The 22,295-nt window shown below is 46.4% G+C and carries 18 protein-coding genes; 11 read left to right on the top strand and 7 right to left on the bottom strand.

The window, feature by feature from the left end; translation table 11 throughout:
* Positions 1-45: 45 nt before the first annotated feature.
* Both hslU and ACU01J_RS18740 read left to right on the top strand, forming a co-directional pair.
* Positions 46-1,380, top strand: coding sequence for an HslU--HslV peptidase ATPase subunit (gene hslU / locus ACU01J_RS18745; protein ID WP_481087069.1), 1,335 nt, complete (start codon positions 46-48; stop codon positions 1,378-1,380).
* A 283-nt stretch (positions 1,381-1,663) separates the two neighbouring features.
* Positions 1,664-3,265, top strand: a complete 1,602-nt coding sequence (locus tag ACU01J_RS18740) for a BCCT family transporter (RefSeq protein ID WP_481087068.1) — start codon at positions 1,664-1,666, stop codon at positions 3,263-3,265.
* Positions 3,266-3,310: 45 nt separating this feature from the next.
* Here the strand turns inward: ACU01J_RS18740 and frdD are convergent, their stop codons facing one another.
* From frdD to frdA, 4 genes are read right to left on the bottom strand one after another with little or no spacing between them, the layout of a single operon-like run.
* Complete coding sequence (frdD, locus tag ACU01J_RS18735; protein ID WP_481087067.1) at positions 3,311-3,688, bottom strand: fumarate reductase subunit FrdD; 378 nt, start codon at positions 3,686-3,688, stop codon at positions 3,311-3,313.
* Between the two features lie 12 nt (positions 3,689-3,700).
* On the bottom strand, positions 3,701-4,084 hold the full coding sequence (gene frdC, locus ACU01J_RS18730; protein WP_408690827.1) for a fumarate reductase subunit FrdC: 384 nt from the start codon (positions 4,082-4,084) through the stop codon (positions 3,701-3,703).
* Position 4,085: 1 nt separating this feature from the next.
* On the bottom strand, positions 4,086-4,850 hold the full coding sequence (locus tag ACU01J_RS18725; protein WP_481087066.1) for a succinate dehydrogenase/fumarate reductase iron-sulfur subunit: 765 nt from the start codon (positions 4,848-4,850) through the stop codon (positions 4,086-4,088).
* The gene (gene frdA, locus ACU01J_RS18720; protein WP_481087065.1) at positions 4,850-6,670 is read right to left on the bottom strand and encodes a fumarate reductase (quinol) flavoprotein subunit; all 1,821 of its coding nucleotides are present in this window, start codon (positions 6,668-6,670) and stop codon (positions 4,850-4,852) included. Before frdA ends, ACU01J_RS18725 begins: the two co-directional genes overlap by 1 nt.
* 414 nt (positions 6,671-7,084) lie before the next feature.
* On the opposite strand from frdA, the gene epmA reads away from it, so the two are divergent.
* From epmA to cysE, 5 genes are all read left to right on the top strand, one after another.
* Entirely contained in the window at positions 7,085-8,056 is a 972-nt protein-coding gene (gene epmA, locus ACU01J_RS18715) for an elongation factor P--(R)-beta-lysine ligase (RefSeq protein WP_481087078.1), read from the top strand.
* Positions 8,057-8,344: 288 nt separating this feature from the next.
* Positions 8,345-8,779 (top strand): rhodanese-like domain-containing protein, encoded by a 435-nt coding sequence (locus ACU01J_RS18710; protein WP_481087064.1) that lies wholly within the window; start codon positions 8,345-8,347, stop codon positions 8,777-8,779.
* A gap of 157 nt (positions 8,780-8,936) precedes the next feature.
* Positions 8,937-9,404, top strand: coding sequence for a protein-export chaperone SecB (secB, locus tag ACU01J_RS18705; RefSeq protein ID WP_481087063.1), 468 nt, complete (start codon positions 8,937-8,939; stop codon positions 9,402-9,404).
* A 186-nt stretch (positions 9,405-9,590) separates the two neighbouring features.
* A complete protein-coding gene (gene gpsA, locus ACU01J_RS18700) occupies positions 9,591-10,622 on the top strand; it encodes an NAD(P)H-dependent glycerol-3-phosphate dehydrogenase (RefSeq protein ID WP_481087062.1) in 1,032 nt (343 codons plus the stop codon).
* A gap of 52 nt (positions 10,623-10,674) precedes the next feature.
* Positions 10,675-11,496: a serine O-acetyltransferase gene (cysE, locus tag ACU01J_RS18695; protein ID WP_481087061.1), complete on the top strand. Its 822-nt coding sequence runs from the start codon at positions 10,675-10,677 to the stop codon at positions 11,494-11,496.
* 62 nt (positions 11,497-11,558) lie between these two features.
* On the opposite strand, the gene ACU01J_RS18690 is transcribed toward cysE, so the two are convergent.
* The 3 genes from ACU01J_RS18690 to argE form a co-directional block, all read right to left on the bottom strand.
* A complete protein-coding gene (locus tag ACU01J_RS18690; protein WP_481087060.1) occupies positions 11,559-12,098 on the bottom strand; it encodes a PadR family transcriptional regulator in 540 nt (179 codons plus the stop codon).
* A gap of 426 nt (positions 12,099-12,524) precedes the next feature.
* Positions 12,525-15,158 carry a phosphoenolpyruvate carboxylase gene (gene ppc / locus ACU01J_RS18685; RefSeq protein WP_481087059.1) on the bottom strand — a complete coding sequence of 878 codons (2,634 nt, stop codon included), beginning with the start codon at positions 15,156-15,158 and terminating at the stop codon, positions 12,525-12,527.
* Between the two features lie 416 nt (positions 15,159-15,574).
* A complete protein-coding gene (argE, locus tag ACU01J_RS18680) occupies positions 15,575-16,711 on the bottom strand; it encodes an acetylornithine deacetylase (RefSeq protein WP_481087058.1) in 1,137 nt (378 codons plus the stop codon).
* Between the two features lie 154 nt (positions 16,712-16,865).
* On the opposite strand from argE, the gene argC reads away from it, so the two are divergent.
* The 4 genes from argC (at position 16,866) to argH (ending at position 22,136) form a co-directional block, all read left to right on the top strand.
* Positions 16,866-17,870, top strand: coding sequence for an N-acetyl-gamma-glutamyl-phosphate reductase (gene argC, locus ACU01J_RS18675; RefSeq protein WP_481087057.1), 1,005 nt, complete (start codon positions 16,866-16,868; stop codon positions 17,868-17,870).
* Between the two features lie 22 nt (positions 17,871-17,892).
* Entirely contained in the window at positions 17,893-18,684 is a 792-nt protein-coding gene (gene argB / locus ACU01J_RS18670) for an acetylglutamate kinase (protein WP_481087056.1), read from the top strand.
* Positions 18,685-18,799: 115 nt separating this feature from the next.
* Positions 18,800-20,014: an argininosuccinate synthase gene (locus ACU01J_RS18665; RefSeq protein ID WP_004415953.1), complete on the top strand. Its 1,215-nt coding sequence runs from the start codon at positions 18,800-18,802 to the stop codon at positions 20,012-20,014.
* Between the two features lie 247 nt (positions 20,015-20,261).
* Complete coding sequence (gene argH, locus ACU01J_RS18660; RefSeq protein ID WP_481087055.1) at positions 20,262-22,136, top strand: argininosuccinate lyase; 1,875 nt, start codon at positions 20,262-20,264, stop codon at positions 22,134-22,136.
* Positions 22,137-22,295: the final 159 nt, after the last annotated feature.

The following is a 22,295-nucleotide window of genomic DNA, read 5'->3' as shown; positions in this document are numbered from 1 at the left end:
GCCTAAAAGCAAAGATAGTGCTAACAGAATTTAAGGAAATTGATTATGTCTGAAATGACTCCTCGCGAAATTGTTCATGAGCTTAACCGCCATATCATCGGCCAAGAAAATGCAAAGCGTTCTGTCGCGATCGCGCTACGTAACCGCTGGCGCCGTATGCAGCTTGAAGAGAGCTTGCGCGTTGAAGTAACGCCAAAGAACATCCTAATGATTGGCCCTACGGGTGTGGGTAAAACTGAAATTGCTCGTCGTTTAGCTAAGCTTGCGAATGCACCTTTTATTAAGGTTGAAGCGACTAAATTTACCGAGGTAGGTTACGTTGGTAAGGAAGTAGAAACCATCATCCGTGACTTGACAGATGTCGCGATTAAGATGACGCACCAGCAAGCGATGGAAAAAGTGAAATTCCGCGCGGAAGAGCAAGCAGAAGAGCGCATTCTTGATGCTCTATTGCCGCCAGCACGCGATGCTTGGGGTCAGAATGAACAGCAAGATGAAAGCTCATCAAACACGCGTCAGGTTTTCCGCAAGAAGCTACGAGAAGGCAAGCTAGACGACAAAGAGATTGAAATCGATGTTGCTGCGCCGCAAATGGGTGTGGAAATCATGGCTCCTCCAGGCATGGAAGAGATGACTAACCAGCTACAAGGTATGTTCCAAAACCTAGCAGGCGACACGAAGAAAAAGCGTAAGCTAAAAATCAAAGATGCGTTTAAAGGGTTAACTGAAGAAGAAGCCGCTAAGCTAGTTAACCAAGAAGAGCTCAAAGAGCAGGCGATTTTCAACGTTGAAAACAACGGCATCGTATTTATTGACGAGATTGACAAGATTTGTAAGCGCGGTGAAAGCTCAGGCCCTGACGTATCACGTGAAGGTGTTCAGCGTGACTTGCTGCCTCTGATTGAAGGTAGCACAGTGTCAACGAAGCACGGCATGGTAAAAACGGACCACATTCTATTTGTAGCATCAGGTGCATTCCAAGTGGCAAAACCATCTGACTTGATCCCTGAACTGCAAGGTCGTCTACCCATTCGTGTTGAGCTAGAAGCTTTATCAAGCAATGACTTCAAACGCATTCTGACTGAGCCGAAAGCCTCTCTGACTGAGCAGTACGTTGCGCTAATGAAGACGGAAGAAGTAGATATCGAGTTTACTGAAGAAGGCATCACTCAGATCGCGGAAGCTGCATGGACGGTAAACGAAACCACTGAAAATATCGGTGCTCGTCGTCTGCATACCGTTATGGAGCGCTTAATGGATGAGATCTCATTCGAAGCGACGGATAAAGCTGGTTCTAAACTGACAATTGATGCTGAGTACGTGAGAGCGAAACTTGGTGATACAATTGAAGATGAAGATTTAAGCCGCTTTATTCTTTAGTACTCAATGTAATTTACTAGCCCGCTCAATTGAGCGGGCTTTTTTGTTGTTGTGATATAAGGTACTGTTTTTTTAAATTTTTATTTTGTTCTTCTGCATATTTGGTGAATGGTGTTTTGTTTTGCATCAGAGCTATCTGTATATAAAAACATCGAGAATGTGGTGTGCAATTAGCTTTTTTCTCTGTATGATGGCGCGCTTTTATGATCGTCCTCACATTATTTTGTAATGAGAGGGAAACACGCCTAACCCGAAATATCGGGCCAGCAAAAGCGAGACTCTAATGTCTAGAGCCAGTTTGGCGGCAGGTGACCCCTGCATTTCTGATGTCGATAACTCGACCACTTCACTTCATCTACCTAACAAAGTAAACATACGCTCTCAGCTAGAGCTGTCTAACCCAGTACTGTGGATCAGCGGAAGCTTCCTAACCATCTTTGTGCTGCTGGCACTGTTTGATACCCAGCTATTGACGAATCTCGTCAATCTTGGCTTTGGTTACGCAACACAACTTTTCGGTGGCTATTGGCAGCTGTTAATTCTTACTAACTTCGTGATTGGCCTGTTCTTAACAGTAGGCCAGACCGGTTATGTGCGCTTAGGTGGCTTAGAGCAACCGGAAGTGGGCACATTCAAATGGCTTTCAATCTTGCTATGTACTTTGCTCGCTGGTGGTGGTGTATTTTGGGCTGCGGCAGAGCCTATCGCACACTTTGTCTCGCCGCCGCCATTTTATGGTCAAGCTGAAGCTCGCGACATGGCCATCAATGCACTTTCTCAATCGTTTATGCATTGGGGATTTCTAGCTTGGGCGATCTTAGGCTCATTGTCGTCAATTGTATTGATGTATCTTCACTACGAGAAAGGTTTACCTCTTAAGCCTCGTACTTTGCTTTATCCGCTATTTGGTGAACGTGCACTGCATGGCTGGTTTGGTAATACCGTCGATGCGCTAAGTATTATCGCTGTGGCTGCGGGTACGATTGGGCCGATCGGGTTTCTCGGTTTGCAAATTAGCTATGCGGTTAATGCGCTATTTGGCATTCCGGATGGGTTGATGACCCAGACACTGGTTGTGCTAATGGCGATGGCTGCTTATACCTTGTCGGCACTAAGTGGTCTGAGCAAAGGTATGCAACTTATTAGCCGCTATAACATCATTCTATCGCTGGTGTTGGTGGTGTTTATTTTGATCGCCGGCCCAACAAGCTTCATTGTCGATGGTTACATCCAAGGTATGGGCCAAATGATCGATAATTTTGTGCCGATGGCTTTATATCGTGGTGATACCAACTGGCTTAGCTGGTGGACGGTATTCTTCTGGGGGTGGTTTATCGGCTATGCCCCGATGATGGCAATCTTTATCGCTCGAATTTCGCGAGGAAGAACCATTCGCCAACTTATCTTAGCTATCAGCATCGTGGCTCCGCTTATTACCTGTTTCTGGTTTAGTATTGTTGGTGGTAGTGGCTTAGCATTTGAACTGGCTAATCCAGGCAGTATCAAGGCAGGTTTTGAAGGCTTTAATCTGCCGGGCGTATTATTAGCGATTACCCAACAGCTGCCGTTCTCGACGTTACTGGCGGTACTGTTTTTGATTTTGACCACCACCTTTATCGTCACGACAGGTGACTCGATGACTTACACCATTAGTATGGTGATGACAGGTGATAGCCAACCAAACGCGCTGATTCGTACCTTCTGGGGCATCGTGATGGGGGCAATTGCGATTGTGTTAATCTCAATGGGAGAGGGCGGCATTTCTGCTCTGCAATCTTTCATCGTCATCACTGCCGTTCCCGCCTCATTCATTATTTTGCCTTCATTGTGGGCGGCGCCAAAGTTTGCGCATCAAATGGCGAAACAACAGCGTTTGCTCAAATAAAAAAATCCCTCGCCATGGCGAGGGATTTTTATATCAAGCGGTAGCTTAAATCATGAAGATGAAAATAACAGCTAATGCAGAAATTAAGCCTGCAAACGCGTAACACGCTACTTTGCCAACAACACCAGTATGGAACTTAAGGTCGTGCATACCATGATGGACGCGGTGCATTGCATGCCACATTGGTAGTGCAAGTGTGCCAATGATAAACAGCGCACCAATGATGCTAGTTGCGAACTCAGATACACGCTCGTAGCTAAGTGCTTCTGCGTTAATCACGCCCAGTGGTGCTAGTACGCCAAGCACTAAGATAGTGATTGGTGTGATCATCGCAAACCAAGTGCCGCCAGCGCCAAATAGGCCCCACCAGATTGGCTCATCAGAACGTTTAGGAGCTCTATCTACAGAGTAATTAAGTTTCATTGTTTATGCTCCTTACACCACGACTAAGACGATTAGTGAAATAAATGCCACTGCAGCCCATTGAGTGAGCACAATGATCTTCTTATCCACGGGCTTACCTTTTAGGCGAATTGGCATGACTTGAGGCATCATGCTAAAGAAAGTTTGAGCATGAAGCAGGCTACCAAGCAGGGCAACGATGTTGATCGCTACAACTACCGGGTTTGCCATAAACTCGAGCCAACCTTGCCATGCTTCAGGACCTTTCACTAAGGAACCCAAACCGAAAGTTAGGAAAATAGTAAAAAGAATCAATGGCAGTACAGTTGCTTCACGTAGCATATAGAAGCGGTAAAACGGATGGTTCTTCCACCAAGTTCGCTTTACTTCACGAACGTAAGGTTTACGGTTGCTCATCTTACGCCTCCTCTGCTGTTTTCGTTGGTGTGCCGTCAGGCTTGAACATTGAGATAACGAAGTCCATTGAAGACTCAACTTTACCTTGGTTAACCGCTGCCGCTGGATCAACGTTCTTCGGACAAACGTCAGAACAGTAACCGACGAACGTACAACCCCAAGCGCCGTTTTCACCGTTGATCAGTGACATACGCTCAGCTTTACCATTATCGCGGCTGTCTAGGTTGTAGCGGTGAGCAAGCGTTAGTGCTGCAGGACCGATAAACTCAGGGTTTAAACCAAACTGAGGACATGCCGCGTAGCACAGACCACAGTTGATACAGCCAGCGAACTGTTTGTATTTTGCCATCTGCTCAGGCGTTTGAAGGTTCGTGCCATCTTCAGGCTTACGGTCGTTACCAATGATGTAAGGTTTGATCGCTTCTAGACGCTCGATAAACGGCGTCATATCAACGATTAAGTCTTTCTCAATTGGGAAGTTAGCTAGTGGCTCGATCTTCACGCCATTCGGGTAATCACGTAGGAAGCTCTTACAAGCAAGCTTAGGTACACCGTTAACCATGATGCCGCAAGAACCACAGATCGCCATACGACAAGACCAACGGTAAGAGAGATCTTTGTCTAGGTTGTCTTTGATGTAGCCAAGCGCATCAAGCGTTGACATAGTTTCATCAAACGGCACTTCAAAAGTTTGAAAGTGCGGTTCTGCGTCTTGCTCTGGATCGTAACGCAGAATCTCTACTTTTTGGATGCGATTCGCTGACATTATGCTTGCTCCTCTGTGCTCTTCGCTTCTGCTTCAGCGGCTTTTTCAGCTGCTGCAGCTTTCTCTGCCGCTTCACCGTATAGGCGCGCTTTAGGCTGAGATTTAGTGATCTTCACGTTGCTGTAGTCGATGCTTGGTGCTGCATCTTCTTTGAAGAAAGCAAGCGAGTGTTTCAGGAAGTTCACGTCGTCACGCTCTGTACAACCGTCGTCTAGACGTTGGTGCGCACCACGAGATTCTTTACGTAGGATTGCAGAGTGAACCATCGCTTCTGCGACTTCTAGGCCGTAACCCACTTCGATAGCGTATAGAAGGTCAGTGTTGAACACTTTGCCTTTGTCTTTGATGCTGATTTTCTTGTAACGCTCTTTCAGCTCAGTGATTTTCTCGATGGTTGCTTGCATCAAGTCTTCTTGGCGGTAGATACCACAACCTGCTTCCATGGTGTGACCCATTTCAGTACGGATATCTGCCCAGTTTTCATCACCTTCTTGGTTCATTAGAGCGGCAATGCGGTCTTCAACTGCTTTCACCTGAGTCGCGATAGACTCTTCGTTCCAGCCTTTGAATTCTGCAGCACGTTTCACTGCTTGTTCACCCGCAACGCGACCAAATACCACGAACTCAGCCAGCGAGTTAGAACCTAGACGGTTTGCACCGTGAAGACCAACAGACGCACATTCGCCAACCGCGAATAGACCTTTAATGCGAGTTTCACATTCGCCGTTGGTTTCAATACCACCCATGGTGTAGTGAACCGTTGGACGAATTGGAATTGGCTCTTTTGCTGGGTCAACATTCACGTAAGCTTTCGCTAGCTCACAGATGAACGGTAGACGCTCTTGTAGGTACTCTTCACCTAGGTGGCGAAGGTCTAGATGCACCACATCACCAAGAGGGTGTTTGATGGTGTTGCCTTTCTGTTGTTCGTGCCAGAAAGCTTGAGAAACTTTGTCACGTGGACCCAGTTCCATGTATTTGTTCTTAGGTTGACCCACTGGAGTCTCAGGGCCCATGCCGTAGTCTTGTAGGTAACGGTAGCCGTCTTTATTGACGATGATACCGCCTTCACCACGACAGCCTTCAGTCATCAGGATACCCGTGCCAGGAAGACCTGTTGGGTGGTACTGAACGAATTCCATATCACGTAGAGGAACGCCGTGACGGTAAGCCATCGCCATGCCGTCGCCCGTTACGATACCGCCGTTGGTGTTACAGTGGTAAACGCGACCTGCGCCACCTGTTGCTAGTACGACAGACTTCGCTTTAATCGTAACTAGTTCACCTTCAGACATGTGGATTGCAATCAGACCTTGTACTTCACCTTCATCAACAAGCAAGTCGACAACAAAGTACTCATCAAAGCGCTTGATGTTGTCGTACTTCATCGACGTCTGGAATAGCGTGTGAAGCATGTGGAAGCCAGTTTTATCTGCAGCGAACCAAGTGCGCTCAACTTTCATACCACCAAAGCGGCGTACGTTGACTTCACCGTTCTCTTTACGACTCCATGGGCAACCCCATTGCTCCATTTGGATCATTTCGCGAGTCGCGTTTTCTACAAAGTATTCAACAACGTCCTGTTCACATAGCCAGTCGCCACCGCCAACAGTGTCGTTGAAGTGGTTGTCTAGGCTATCTTCATCCTTGATAACTGCTGCTGAGCCACCTTCCGCAGCGACTGTATGAGAACGCATAGGGTAAACTTTAGAAATCAGTGCTACTTCTAAGTCAGGGTTTGCTTCAGCTGCTGCAATAGCAGTACGAAGACCAGCGCCACCAGCGCCGATGACTGCGATATCTGTGGTGATAATTTGCACAGTTATCCTCCAGTGTGAAATTGCGGAATCTTCCGCTTGTTATAATTAAATGGGGTAACACCCCAAAAGTGGTAGGGTTAGTGTAGAAGAGCTAATTTACAGAAAAATTGATTTATTTAGCTTTTTGCTCCGGTAGTGCATCAAAGGGCATAAAAAATATAGGTTATGTGACTGTAATCACGGCAAGAATAGTTTCAGGCCGTTGTTGGATAGAGCGCTTGTTAAGCCTCTGTTACGTAACATTGCTACTATTGATGGTGGCGTTAATAAAGAATGTTTTTTGTACTGTACTACGTAAATTTCTTGCTTCAATTCTGAACAATGCCTTATGCCTTTGCTTGGCAGTATTAAGCTAGGAAAATATCAATAAACTTGCTATTTTCCTCGTCAGATAGAGAGATGAGATCTTTTAAGATGAACAACCAGTGGCAACCAACTGCGTCGGTTAAGCAACTTCGCCAACGCGCCGATATTATGGCGAAAATCCGCCAGTTCTTTGCACAGCGTGATGTGTTGGAGGTCGACACTCCAGCGATGAGTCATGCTACGGTGACAGACATTCACCTGCATACTTTTCAAACTGAATTTGTTGGTCCTGGCTATGCGGATGGTCGCAAGCTCTACTTTATGACTAGCCCGGAATTTCATATGAAGCGTCTACTCGCTGCGGGGAGTGGCTGCATCTATCAAATCAATAAAGCCTTTCGTAACGAAGAGAGCGGTCGTTACCACAACCCAGAGTTCACCATGCTGGAATGGTATCGAGTGGGGTTTGATCATCATAAGCTAATGAATGAAATGGATTCGTTGCTGCAGTTAGTGCTTGAATGTGGCGAGGCTGAGCGCATGAGCTATCAGCAGGCCTTTATGAATACTCTTGGAGTGTGCCCGCTGGAAGGTTCGATGGCTGAGCTAAAAGCAGTGGCGGCGATACTGGGCTTAAGTGATATCGCAGAGCCGGAGCAAGACCGAGATACCTTACTGCAGTTACTGTTCAGCATTGGCGTTGAAAATCAAATCGGTCAGTGCGTGCCTGCATTTGTCTACGACTTTCCGGCATCACAAGCAGCGTTGGCGAAGATTAATCTGCAAGATTCTCGCGTTGCCGATCGCTTTGAAGTCTACTTCAAGGGGATAGAACTGGCGAACGGCTTCCACGAGTTGGATAACCCACAAGAACAATTGAATCGCTTTGAGTTTGATAACGCAAAACGCCTAGAGATGGGGCTGTCTCCTCAACCGATCGATCATCACCTTATTGCCGCGTTAGAATCAGGACTACCAGAATGTGCAGGGGTAGCATTGGGCATTGATCGATTGATTATGTTAGCGATCGGCTGTGATCATATCGATCAAGTGACCGCATTTCCGTTCCCACGAGCGTAGAGAAATGTGTAATAGATTTCTATTCTGCGTGTAATTGACTCGCTTAGGCATCTTATCCTCGCTATACTTCAGAACTGAATTTTTAGCCTAGAGCCGCAATCCTCTTCATATTTGAAGCGACAGCGTTGTTGGCGGCGTCAATTCACCGGATCGCCGGACTGCCCTAATCACATAGAAGATCTATGCTAGTAGGGCAGAGTTGACTCGTCGTTTAGCTGTAGCTCCAACTATTTTGGGCATTCAACCTTTTATTTGAAGTTGCGGTTCTATCATCAAAGAGCACAGGACATGCAAGAGTACATCGCATTTTTTCAAGAGAACATGATTCTATCTGTAGTTTGGGTAGGTCTTGTTATCGCCTTGATCATGAACATCGTTAAGTCATCAACAGCGGCTTACAAAGAGATCACTGCAGCACAAACAACGCAACTAATGAACCGTGAAAGTGGTGTTGTGGTTGATCTCCGCAGCAAAGATGAGTTCCGTAAAGGCCATATTACGGATGCAGTTCACATTTTACCGTCAGACATTAAAGCGGGTAACTTCGGTAGCCTTGAAAAGCACAAATCTGACCCAATCATTGTGGTATGTAAGACAGGTCAAACTGCGCAAGAGAGTGCGAACCTTCTTACAAAAGCAGGGTTTGAAAACGTGAACCTGCTGAAAAACGGTTTGATCGCTTGGAGTGAAGCAAACATGCCTTTGGTTAAAGGCAAGAAGTAATTCCAACGCCCAATATCGACACGCTGATTGAAAAATCAGCGTTTGTTTTAGAGAGATGTGAAGAGTGCCACGAATTTTATCGCAAACCTAGTCATAGCAACGTCTCTCGGTTAGTCTCCAGTAAGACTATTTAATGCAGGATTAAAGGATTTTTAAAATGGCTGAAGCAGCACCACAACAAGAAGCACAGAACTTCGCAATTCAACGTATTTTTCTAAAAGACGTATCTTTTGAAGCGCCTAACTCTCCTGACATGTTCCAAAAAGAGTGGAACCCAGATGTAAAACTGGACCTAGACACTCAAAGCCGCGAACTAGGTGAAGGTGTTTACGAAGTGGTTCTGCGTCTAACAGTGACGGTTAAGAACGCTGAAGAAAACGCATTCCTATGTGAAGTTCAGCAAGGTGGTATCTTTACTGCTGATAAGATGGAAGCTGGTCAACTTGCACACTGCCTAGGTGCGTTCTGCCCGAACATCCTATTCCCATACGCTCGTGAAACTATCTCAAGCCTAGTGGTTAAAGGTACGTTCCCTCAACTAAACCTAGCACCAGTTAACTTTGATGCTCTGTTTATGAACTACCTACAGCAGCAAGCTCAGCAAGAAGACCAAGCTGAAGCATAATTAATTGCCCTCTGTTAAACAGAGAAGCTGTAAAAAATGCACAGAGTGTCTATTATCGACGCGATGTGCATTTTTTGTTTAGAGGCACCGATAGCCAACTATACTGGGCGCTTAGTGTTAATTTTTAACCTTATGTAGAACTTAACGATAAGATTCTAGTTACCCGAATGACAATCAGGCGGAACAATGAAAGATAAGACCAATAATGCCTACGGTAAAGATATTGCAATGACAGTACTGGGTGCTGGTTCATACGGTACTTCACTGGCAATCTCTTTGGCACGCAATGGTGCAAATGTAGTAATTTGGGGTCATGATCCAGAGCATATGGCTCAACTAGAAGCGGATCGTGCCAACCATGAGTTTTTACCAGGTATTGATTTTCCTGAGTCGCTAATCGTTGAATCCGATTTAGAAAAAGCGGTGCAATCTAGCCGAGACTTGCTGGTGGTTGTTCCTAGCCACGTGTTTGGCATCGTGCTGAATAACGTCAAACCTTTCCTACGTGAAGATACCCGTATTTGTTGGGCGACGAAGGGTCTTGAGCCTGAAACTGGTCGTCTACTAAAAGAAGTGGCTTTTGATGCCATTGGTGAAGGCTACTCATTAGCGGTTTTGTCTGGACCAACATTTGCTAAAGAGCTTGCGGTGGGGATGCCAACGGCGATTTCTGTAGCGTCACCAGATGCAGAATTTGTTGCTGATCTGCAAGAGAAGATCCATTGCAGTAAAACATTCCGTGTTTACGCTAACAGTGATTTCATCGGTATGCAGCTTGGCGGCGCGGTGAAGAACGTGATTGCGATTGGCGCAGGTATGTCTGATGGTATTGGTTTTGGTGCTAACGCACGTACGGCACTTATCACCCGTGGTCTTGCTGAGATGACGCGTCTCGGTGCGGCATTAGGGGCGCAACCAGAGACCTTTATGGGCATGGCGGGCTTAGGCGATCTTGTGCTTACGTGTACCGACAACCAGTCGCGCAACCGTCGCTTTGGTCTTGCTTTAGGTCAGGGTAAAGATGTCGATACTGCCCAACAAGAAATTGGTCAGGTTGTGGAAGGTTACCGCAACACTAAAGAGGTTTATTTATTGGCTGAACGCATGGGTGTAGAGATGCCAATTGTTGACCAAATTTATCAAGTATTGTATCAAGGGAAGGATGCACACTTAGCAGCAAAAGATTTGTTAGCGCGCGATAAGAAAGCAGAGGCTTAATTTGAGCGTTAACGCCGTACTAGAGGCTAGGGAATCGGTACTAGGTATTTAAATGAAACATTGTGAGAAACAGAAAGTTTGGCAAACCATTGTTAAGGAAGCTCGCGAGCTTTCCGAGCAAGAGCCAATGTTAGCCAGCTTCTATCATGCAACGATCATTAAGCATGATAGCCTGAGTGCAGCGCTAAGCTATATTCTAGCTAATAAGCTGAACACTGCATCTATGCCAGCAATGGCAGTCAGGGAAGTCGTTGAAGAAGCGTTGAACGCCGATCTGGGCATCAGTGCAGCGGCTGCATGCGATATCTGTGCAACAGTGAATCGTGACCCGGCGGTTGCAATGTATTCAATGCCATTACTGTATTTAAAAGGCTACCACGCACTGCAAGGCTACCGTGTAGCGAACTGGCTGTGGAAACAAGGCCGAATCGCACTGGCAACCTACTTACAAAATCAAATTTCTGTTGCTTGTCAGGTCGATATTCACCCAGCGGCAAAAATTGGTCGTGGTATCATGCTCGATCATGCGACGGGTATTGTGATTGGTGAAACGGCCATTGTCGAAAATGACGTTTCGATTCTGCAGGATGTAACCCTAGGTGGTACTGGTAAAGAGTGCGGTGATCGTCACCCGAAAATCCGCGAAGGCGTGATGATAGGTGCTGGTGCTAAGATTTTAGGTAATATCGAAGTGGGTGAAGGGGCTAAGATCGGTTCATGCTCTGTGGTTCTTCAGCCTGTTCCTGCCCATACTACGGTTGCTGGGGTTCCGGCTAAGATTGTTGGCCGACCTAAGACAGACAAACCCTCGTTGGATATGGACCAGCAGTTTAACGGTCGTTCTCAAAGTTTTATTGGTGGTGACGGGATTTAATTCCTACGCTTTAAAAACAAAAAGGTTGGCTTTCGCCAACCTTTTTTCGTTTTGATGGTTAGTTATGCCAGTTCTTCTAGCTCAACTAACACCTCTTCTGCCCACGTGATCCAAGCTTGGCGGATCAGTAGGTTTCTACGCAGTGTCAGACGCTCAAGGCGCTGTTGTTTATCTAATGTTGTCGTTGCTGGGTAGTATGCGTTTTCAATTTCTTGGTAGCGCGCGACTAACTTACGAGACTCTTCAATTAGCTCAGAAAGCTGAACTCGGTATGGTGCTGAAGGTTGTACGGCACAAGCCATTAATTTTGCAGAGAACTCGTCGCGAACGGTTGGGTGTGCTGTTGGTTGATCAAACCACTCACCTAGGGCTACTCGGCCTGAATCAGTAATTGAGTAAACCTTACGGTCAGGTTTGCCTTCTTGAGGCTCTAGTACACAAGTCACTAAGTGATTTTGAGCCATTTTGTTCAGCTCGCGATAAACTTGTTGGTGGCTCGCTTTCCAGAAATAGCCGATAGTGGCAGAAAATTCTTTAGTGATGTCGTATCCGGTTGCATCGCGTGTGCTTAGAACGGTTAAGATAACGTGTGGTAATGACATGTCTTCAATCCAAAAGGTAAATAAACTACTAAATACAACTGCTTAATTACTTTCGTGCTTCTTGAGGCACTCTTTATCGTATAAGAAAGCAGCACCAACCAATGTTGGTCATGTCACCTTGAAAAGCCGGTTTATCACCTAGAATCGATAAGTGAATTATCGAGGACTACAGCCTGTAAATATTATATGTATCACTGTAGAGGTTGAGTAGTATATCTAAATAATAAGCATAAAGTAGAATAGAAGGACAAAATAGCCCTAAAAACTGATAAAAATCTCAATAATAATAACTGAGCAGTGTTTTGTGCTGTGTTAGTTGTCGTTTTGTCGCTTTAGTTGGGGCTTGAATCTAGCGTTTTGTTTGATTGCCATATAAAAAGGTTGATGCTTTTACACATCAACCTTTTTGTATCGACACTGGCGGCATTAACCTGTGTTACGCATACCAGCGGCAATACCTGCTATGGTCACCATTAATGCTTCTTCAAGCTCCGGTGCTGACTCTTCATTCTGACGAGTGCGGTACAGCAGTTCTGCTTGCAGCATGTTCAATGGCTCTACGTAGATGTTGCGTAGACGAATTGATTCTAAGCCCCAAGGGTCGCTTTGCATCAAGTTCTCGTTGTTTTCTACGTTTAGTACCGCTTTGATATCTTGCTGTAGTTGATCACGTAAGCGGTCACCCAGTGGTAGCAGCTCGCTGTCGACGAGTCGCTCATCATAGTAGCGAGAAATCTCTAGATTACACTTGGTGTAAACCATTTCTAGCATACCTAGGCGAGTCGAGAAGAATGGCCACTCACGACACATCTCTTCTAGTAGTGCTTGGTGACCTTTGTCGACTGAGTATTGAATCGCTTCACCAGCACCTAACCATGCAGGTAGAACCAGACGGTTTTGGCTCCAAGAGAAGATCCATGGAATCGCACGTAGGCTTTCTACTCCACCTTTAGGATTACGCTTAGCTGGGCGGGAACCTAGAGGTAGTTTACCCAGCTCTAGCTCAGGCGTTGCTTGGCGGAAGTAAGGGACGAAGTCAGGTTCGCCGCGTACAACCTTACGGTAAGCTTCGCAGCTCACTTCAGACAGTACGTCCATTAGGTCGCGCCATTCTTGCTTAGGCTCTGGTGGTGGTAGTAGGTTCGCTTCTAAAATTGCACTCGCGTACAGATTAAAGCTATTTACTGCAACATCCGGTAGACCTAGCTTGAAGCGGATCATCTCGCCTTGCTCTGTCACACGTAGACCGCCTTTAAGACTCTTCGGTGGCTGAGAAAGTAGCGCCGCATGCGCAGGTGCACCACCACGACCGATAGTACCGCCGCGGCCGTGGAATAGCGTTAGTTCTACGCCTTCTTCTTCAGCCACTTTTACCAGTGAATCCATCGCATGGTATTGCGCCCAACCTGCGGACATTACACCCGCATCTTTCGCTGAGTCAGAGTAACCGATCATAACCATTTGATGGTTTTGGATGAAGCCGCGGTATAAGTCGATCCCCATCAGCTGTTTAATCACAGCTTCAGCATTGTTCAAGTCATCTAGTGTTTCGAACAGCGGACATACGTCCATGCGGTAAGGACAACCTGATTCTTGTAGCAGTAGGTGAACCGCTAATACGTCAGACGCAGTACGCGCCATTGAGATAACGTACGCGCCAAAGGCTTCACGAGGCTGCGCTGCAACAATCTTACAGGTATCAAGTACTTCTTTAACAGCTTCTGAAGGTTCCCAGTCACGTGGTAAAAGAGGGCGTTTAGAAGCAAGTTCATTCGTCAAGAAGGCAACTTTATCTTGCTCGCTCCACTGATCGTAATCACCAATACCCAGGTAACGAGTTAGCTCAGACAGTACATCTGAGTGGCGCGTGCTCTCTTGGCGAATATCAAGGCGAACTAGGTGTACACCAAACGCTTTAATGCGGCGCAGTGTATCTAGCAGTGAGCCATCAGCGATGATGCCCATGCCACACTCGTGCAGTGACTGGTAACACGCGTATAGCGGTTCCCACAGTTGTTCAATGCGTTGTAGTGGCGCTTTCACTGCCAGTTTTTGGCCGTGAATCTTAGCGTCTAAGATTTCTTTAGTTTCGTTCAGTAATGCACGAAGCTCTTTAAGAACCGCACGGTATGGTTCGTGCTCACCTTCGCCAGCTAGGGCGCGAACAGCATCATTACACTGGGTCATCGACAGCTCGCTAACCAGCTCGTTAATGTCGCCTAGGTAAAGGTCAGCCGCTTTCCAGCGAGAAAGCAGTAACACTTCACGGGTAATGGTATGAGTAACAAATGGGTTACCGTCGCGGTCGCCACCCATCCAAGAAGAGAAGTGTACTGGACGCGCATCGATTGGTAGGCCTTCACCAAGATAACCTTCTAGACGCTGATCGAGCTCGCGCAAAAAGTCTGGTACCGCTTCCCATAGCGAGTTTTCAACAACGGCAAAGCCCCATTTCGCTTCATCAAGCGGCGTTGGTCGTTGTTGACGAATGGTGTCTGAGTGCCAGCTTTGGGCGATAAGTTGCTCTAGGCGGCGTTCTGTTTTCGCGCGCTCTTTCACTGATAGCTCGCCAAGCTCAAGCTTAGATAAACACTCATTGATTTTGACCAACTTGTTGATCATGGTGCGACGAGTGATTTCAGTTGGGTGAGCGGTCAGTACCAGCTCAATGTTGAGATCACGAACGGCTTGCGCAGTATCTAGCTTGCTGATGTCATTTTGTGCCAGCTTAGAGAAAAGCGAGTTGATCGCATCAGGTTCACAAACGTGAGCATCACAATGGCGAGAGATCGTATGGTACTGCTCTGCCATGTTGGTAAGGTTTAGAAATTGGTTGAATGCATGAGCAACTGGGGTGAGTTGTTCATTTGGCAGGCTTTTAATCTCTTCGATTAAGCTGTCACGATCTTTTTGGTTGCCTGCGAGGGCGGACTTAGAAAGTTTACGAATGGTTTCTACTTTCTCTAGAAGTACGTCACCATGTGCGTCCTTGATGGTGTTGCCGAGCAAGTGTCCTAGCATGCTCACATTGCTTCTGAGAGCAGAGTATTTCTCGTTCATTGTCATCCTGCCTTGTAAAAAAATTACATCCAATGTTCCTTGTTAGGTAAACAATCTAGCGAAAAATGTCGCCTGGAGTCAATTACTGTAGGTTAAGTTTGCAAATATTGTGCAAGTGAATGTAACGCATGGCGAGCTATGTGATTGACTAATTATGTTGAAACTTTATTACAGAATTGGGCAGGGGGTGTGCTACACGAATGGACTTCGTCCTATGAAAAGCGGGATCGAGCTTTGCTCTTTGCTCTGTGGAGAAATTGCCATTCCATAGAGTGACGAAGGAGCGAGTAGGGAATCTCTTCAAACTTTCGACTCACTTCAAGATATCTCCGATTCACCCGCCCCTTATTCTTGACGATGACCAATTAAAAAAGGGTTGGTGTACGGCACCAACCCTTTTCTTAGCTATTCAGAAGCTAAAAACAATACTTATGCATCGCTTTTGACAGAACATCGATGGTTGGGTCGATAAAGTCAAAAGCTAAGAACTCATCAGGTTGGTGGGCTTGGTCAATTGAACCTGGGCCGAGTACCAGTGTTGGGCAGAGCTGTTGTAAGAATGGCGCTTCAGTACAGTAGTTGACTGTTTCAGAGTCGACGCCACAAATCTCTTCTACACCACCAATAAATGGATGGTCATGTTGACACTCATAACCAGGAATCGGTTCGTGCAGTGGGGCAATAGCAATACGCCCCGGCCATTTTGCTTCTACTTCTTTTAGCGCACCACGCAGCATGTTATCGAGACCGTCTAGGCTGATCCCCGGTAGTGGTCGCACATCATAATGCAGCTCACAACAGCCACAAATGCGGTTGGCACTATCACCACCATGAATATGACCAAGGTTAAGAGTAGGGCTTGGGATCGCAAACCCTGGGTGGTGATACTCTTTGATCAGCTTGTCGCGCAGCTGCATCAGAGCAAACAACACTTCATGCATAATCTCAATCGCGTTAACGCCTAAGGCTGGGTCAGAAGAGTGGCCTGATTTACCCGTTACACGCACGGCATTGGCTACATGACCTTTGTGGCCGCGAATGGGTACGAGACTGGTTGGCTCACCAATAATGCAGTAGTCAGGCTTAAATGGGGCACTTTCGGTGAAATGACGAGCGCCAAGCATAGTGGTTTCTTCATCACAGGTCGCAAGTATATAAAGCGGCTTGGTCTGTTTACTCCAGTCTACTTTTTTAACCGCTTCAATAACAAAGGCAAAGAAACCTTTCATATCCGCCGTGCCTAGACCGTAAAAGCGGTTATTCGCTTCAGTGAGTGCATGAGGTTCATAGTTCCAACGCCCTTCATCAAATGGCACGGTATCGCTGTGTCCAGCAAGTAGCAGGCCGCCTTCACCAGAACCTTTTTTAGCGATGAGGTTGAATTTACCTGGTTCCACTTCCGTCAGATTTACTTCAAAACCGATGTCTTTGAGCCAAGTAGCGAGTTTTTCAATCACTTGCGCATTGCCTTCATCCCAACTTGGATCTGTCGAGCTGATCGATGAGGTGGAGATTAGGCCGCTGTAGACCTCTAGAAAACTTGGTAATTGCATATTTAGTTTACTTTCCCTGTTGACAGATTTGGGCTAAGAAGGTAAAACACATATTAAATCACTTTTATTGAATAAAAAACCAATAAAGAGCGAATAATTTAAATTTATAGTCACAACTAGAGTGGCAATTTTAAGTCAAAAATGGATGTAAGAGATGCTTAAAACCACAATCATAGGCGCAAGCGGTTACACAGGAGCAGAACTCGCTCTGATGGTGCACAAACACCCTGAACTTAAGCTATCAGGTTTGTATGTTTCCGCCAATAGTCTAGATGCAGGTAAGAGCATTGCTGAGCTGCACGGTAAGCTCGCGGGCATGATTAGTCATTCGGTAGAGCCGCTAAAAGATCCGGCTCAAGTCGCGAAGCAGAGTGATGTAGTGTTTTTAGCTACTGCTCATGAAGTGAGTCATGACTTAGCGCCAATCTTCTTAGCAGAGGGCTGCCAAGTGTTTGACCTGTCTGGTGCTTTTCGCGTTAAGAAAGATGGCTTTTACGATCAATTCTATGGCTTTGAGCATCAACATGAAGCTTGGCTAGATAATTCGGTATACGGGCTTGCTGAGTGGAATACGGAAGGGATCAAACAGAGTCAGCTGATTGCTGTTCCGGGTTGTTACCCAACCGCTTCTCAGCTAGCAATCAAACCGTTACTCGACGAAGCTTTGCTCGATACCAATCAGTGGCCAGTGATTAATGCCACGAGCGGTGTGTCAGGAGCTGGCAGAAAAGCCTCAATGACCAACAGCTTTTGCGAAGTGAGCTTACAAGCTTACGGTGTGTTTAATCACCGTCATCAGCCAGAGATTGCTTCTCATCTGGGCACTGATGTGATTTTTACTCCCCATCTTGGCAACTTTAAGCGTGGCATTTTAGCCACTATCACGATGAAACTTAAAGCAGGCGTGACACAGGCTCAGATCGCTGAAGCATTTACGTCGGCTTACCAAAACAAACCGGCAGTGAGACTGACTGAGTCAACATTGCCAACACTACAGAATGTAGAGAATACGCCTTTCTGCGATATCGGTTGGAAGGTTCAAGGTGAGCATATCATTGTTGTTTCAGCGATTGATAACTTACTTAAAGGCGCATCAAGTCAAGCGATGCAATGTGTAAACATCCACTACGGATTTCCAGAGCTGACTGCTCTTGTGTAATTGGGCAGGGAAGGAATAAGTGATGACAGATAACAAACAAACTCCATTAGTGATCAAATTAGGCGGTGCTGCACTGTCGTGTACTGAGACGTTAAGCCAGGTATTTGGTGCGATTGCCAACTACCAACAACAAGCTCAGCGACGAATTGTGATCGTCCATGGTGGAGGTTATCTAGTGGACGATCTTATGGCGAATCTACAACTGGAAACCGTTAAGAAAAATGGTTTACGTGTCACGCCTTACGAGCAGATCTCTGTGATTGCAGGTGCTTTGGCTGGTACCGCCAATAAGATGCTGCAAGGACAAGCGATTAAAGATGGCCTTAATGCTGTTGGTTTAAGCCTAGCGGATGGTGGCCTATGTCATATCGAAGAGCTTGATCCAGAGCTAGGTGCGGTTGGTAAAGCGACCCCAGGTGATTCATCAGTGCTTCAAGCGGTATTGGCGGCGGGTGCACTACCAATCATTAGTTCGATTGGTTTGACTGAACAAGGCCAGATGATGAACGTCAACGCAGACCAAGCTGCAGTAGCGGTTGCGGGCAGTCTGGATGCGGAGCTAGTGCTGCTTTCAGATGTGAGTGGTGTATTGGATGGCAAAGGTCATTTGATAAAAAGCCTCGATGAGAAACAAGCGCAAAGCTTGATTGATGGCCACGTTATCACTGACGGCATGATCGTTAAGGTCCAAGCGGCACTTGAAGCGGCCAATGACCTTGGTCGACCAATTGAAGTCGCAACCTGGCGTTACCCAGATAAGCTTACAGACCTATTTGCTGGTCAAAGCATTGGTACCCAGTTTCTACCTCAGTAAAGATGGAATAAACAATTTCGTTTCAATGCACTAGCGTTGAACTAAATAAGAATTAACAGGAAGTAACCCGAAGCACTGACCGCCAAGCGCAGCGCCGGGAATTTGGAGAAGTAAAATGAGCAAAGTTCAAGTAAATAAAGTAGTTGTCGCATACTCTGGCGGTCTGGATACATCAGTGATCATTCCATGGCTAAAAGAAAATTATGACTGTGAAGTGGTTGCGTTTGTCGCCGATGTTGGCCAAGGCGAAGAAGAGCTAGCAGGTATCGAAGAAAAGGCGAAAGCGTCAGGAGCGTCTGAGTGCTACATCGCTGACCTAAAAGAAGAGATGGTTGCTGATTACATCTACCCAACGCTAAAAACCGGTGCTTACTACGAAGGTAAATACCTACTAGGTACTTCAATGGCGCGTCCAATCATTGCTAAGGCTCAAGTTGAAGTTGCACGTAAAGTCGGCGCAGACGCTCTATGTCACGGTTGTACAGGTAAAGGTAACGACCAAGTACGTTTTGAAGGCGCATTCGCAGCGCTAGCTCCGGACCTACATGTTATCGCACCATGGCGTGAATGGGATCTAGTGAGCCGTGAAGAGTGTCTAGATTACCTAGCAGAACGTAACATCCCATGTAGCGCATCATTAACTAAGATTTACTCGCGTGATGCTAACGCGTGGCATATCTCAACAGAAGGTGGCGTACTAGAAGATACTTGGAATGCGCCAAACGATGATTGCTGGGCGTGGACGGTTGACCCTGAACAAGCACCAAACGAAGCGGAATACGTAACGTTAAAAGTTGAAAAAGGTGCAGTCGTTGCAGTAGATGGTGAGACAATGACGCCATACAACGCACTAGTCTACCTAAATGACAAAGGTGTGAAACACGGTGTTGGTCGTATCGATATCGTTGAGAACCGTCTAGTCGGCATGAAGTCTCGTGGTTGTTACGAAACTCCAGGGGGCACCATCATGATGGAAGCACTACGTGCAGTAGAGCAGCTGGTTCTGGATAAAACAGCATTTGAGTTCCGTGAAGAGTTAGGCGTGAAAGCATCGCACCTAGTCTACGATGGTCGTTGGTTCACTCCGCTATGTAAATCTATCCTAGCGGCGTCAGAAGAGCTGGCTCAAGATGTCAACGGTGAAGTGGTTGTTAAGCTATACAAAGGCCACGCAACAGTGACTCAGAAGCGCTCAGATAACAGCTTGTACTGTGAAGAGTTTGCAACCTTTGGTGAGGACGAAGTGTATGACCAAAGTCATGCAGAAGGCTTTATCCGTCTTTACTCGCTATCAAGCCGTATTCGTGCACTGAACAGCTTGAAAAAATAATCACAGCTAGACTGAGATAGTAAAAGCCCGTTTGTGAAAGCAAACGGGCTTTTTTGATTCTCATTGGGTAGGAACTGGAAAATTGTTCGTGAATAAATATGTTAAAAAAGTGAATTAATACTTTCTTTTTGTTTTGATTTGCCGTAACTTTGAACCATCATAAAATACTGAATACGATTCAGAGTCAATCTAAGCAATAACAGCAATTCACTCTTTACAGTGAGCATAGGTAATCAGGAGATACGCGATGGCATTATGGGGCGGAAGATTTACCCAAGCGGCAGATACGAGATTCAAAGATTTTAACGACTCATTGCGTTTCGATTACCGACTAGCTGAACAAGATATCGTAGGTTCGATTGCTTGGTCAAAAGCCTTGCTTTCTGTCGACGTATTAACCGAAGAAGAGCAACAAAAGCTCGAGCTGGCACTGAATGAACTTAAACTTGAAGTGATGGAAGACCCGCATCAGATTTTACGCTCTGATGCTGAGGATATTCACTCTTGGGTTGAGCAGCAACTGATCAGCAAAGTCGGCGATCTAGGTAAAAAGCTTCATACTGGCCGCTCACGTAATGATCAGGTGGCGACAGACCTTAAACTTTGGTGTCGTCAGCAAGGTCAGCAGCTATTAATGGCACTTGATCGCCTGCAAGCTCAAATGGTCTCTGTCGCTAAAGTTCATCAAGATACGGTACTACCGGGCTACACACACCTGCAACGTGCCCAGCCAGTCACTTTTGCTCATTGGTGTTTAGCTTACGTTGAAATGTTTGAGCGTGACTATTCTCGTCTGCATGATTCGATTCATCGTTTAGATACTTGTCCGCTAGGCTCTGGCGCATTGGCAGGTACTGCGTATCCGATTGACCGTGAACAAGTGGCGCACAACCTAGGTTTTCGTCGTGCTACGCGCAACTCTTTAGACTCTGTATCAGACCGTGATCATGTGATGGAGCTAATGTCTGTCGCTTCAATCTCTATGCTGCACCTATCGCGTCTTGCTGAAGATATGATTTTCTACAACTCTGGTGAATCTAACTTTATCGAGTTGGCCGATACCGTGACATCAGGTTCTTCGCTGATGCCACAGAAGAAAAACCCGGATGCGTTAGAGCTTATCCGTGGTAAGACCGGTCGTGTTTATGGTTCATTGGCTGGCATGATGATGACAGTCAAGGCGCTGCCTCTTGCCTACAATAAAGATATGCAGGAAGACAAAGAAGGTCTGTTCGATGCGTTAGATACGTGGAACGACTGTATGGAAATGGCTGCGCTCTGTTTTGATGGCATCAAGGTCAATGGTGAGCGTACTCTAGAAGCGGCTAAGCAAGGTTATGCTAACGCCACTGAGCTAGCCGACTACCTAGTAGCAAAAGGCATTCCGTTCCGTGAAGCGCACCATATTGTCGGTGTCGCGGTTGTCGGTGCGATTGCTAAAGGCTGCGCACTAGAAGAGCTATCGATTGCTGAATTGAAAGAGTTTTCTGAAGTGATTGAAGCAGATGTGTACGACATCTTGACCATTGAATCGTGTCTTGAGAAGCGTAGTGCCTTAGGCGGCGTGTCACCTAAGCAAGTCGCACATGCGGTTGAGCAAGCAGAAGGGCGTCTAATTAAGCGTGATACCTCTGCGGTCAACGTGCGTCCTGCACGACTAACTGATATTGAGTCTCTTGAAGGCATGGTCACCTACTGGGCCAATATGGGTGAGAACCTTCCACGCTCGCGTAGTGAGCTAGTGCGTGATATTGGCTCGTTTGCCGTTGCTGAGCACCATGGTGAAGTGACTGGCTGTGCATCGCTGTACGTTTATGACTCTGGTCTCGCTGAAATTCGTTCGTTAGGTATAGAAGCCGGTTGGCAGGGCCAAGGGCAAGGCAGTGCCATCGTGCAATACTTGGTCGACAAGGCGCGTCAAATGGCGATTAAGAAAGTGTTCGTGCTGACACGCACGCCAGAGTTCTTTATGAAGCAATCCTTCTTGCCAACATCGAAGTCATTACTGCCTGAGAAAGTGCTAAAAGATTGCGACCAGTGTCCACGTCAACATGCTTGTGATGAGGTCGCCTTGGAAGTGAATTTAGTTGAGCAATCAATTGCTCGAGTAAACGTCGCGTAACCAATTGAATTTCAAGGTGCTAAAAAAGATCAAAAAAGATCGAGCAACTTTTGGAACTAATTAGAAAAGGCAGAGTCTATTAAAGTACCACTGCTTTTTCTTAGAAGAATCTAAGAAGGCCCCAAACCATAATTGGTTTTGGGGCTTTTTTCTTTTTTG

This window comes from Vibrio sp. 2433-A1 (assembly GCF_056726085.1).
The sequence above is the reverse complement of the archived record's forward strand: the minus strand, read 5'-3'. Positions and strand labels throughout refer to the sequence as shown.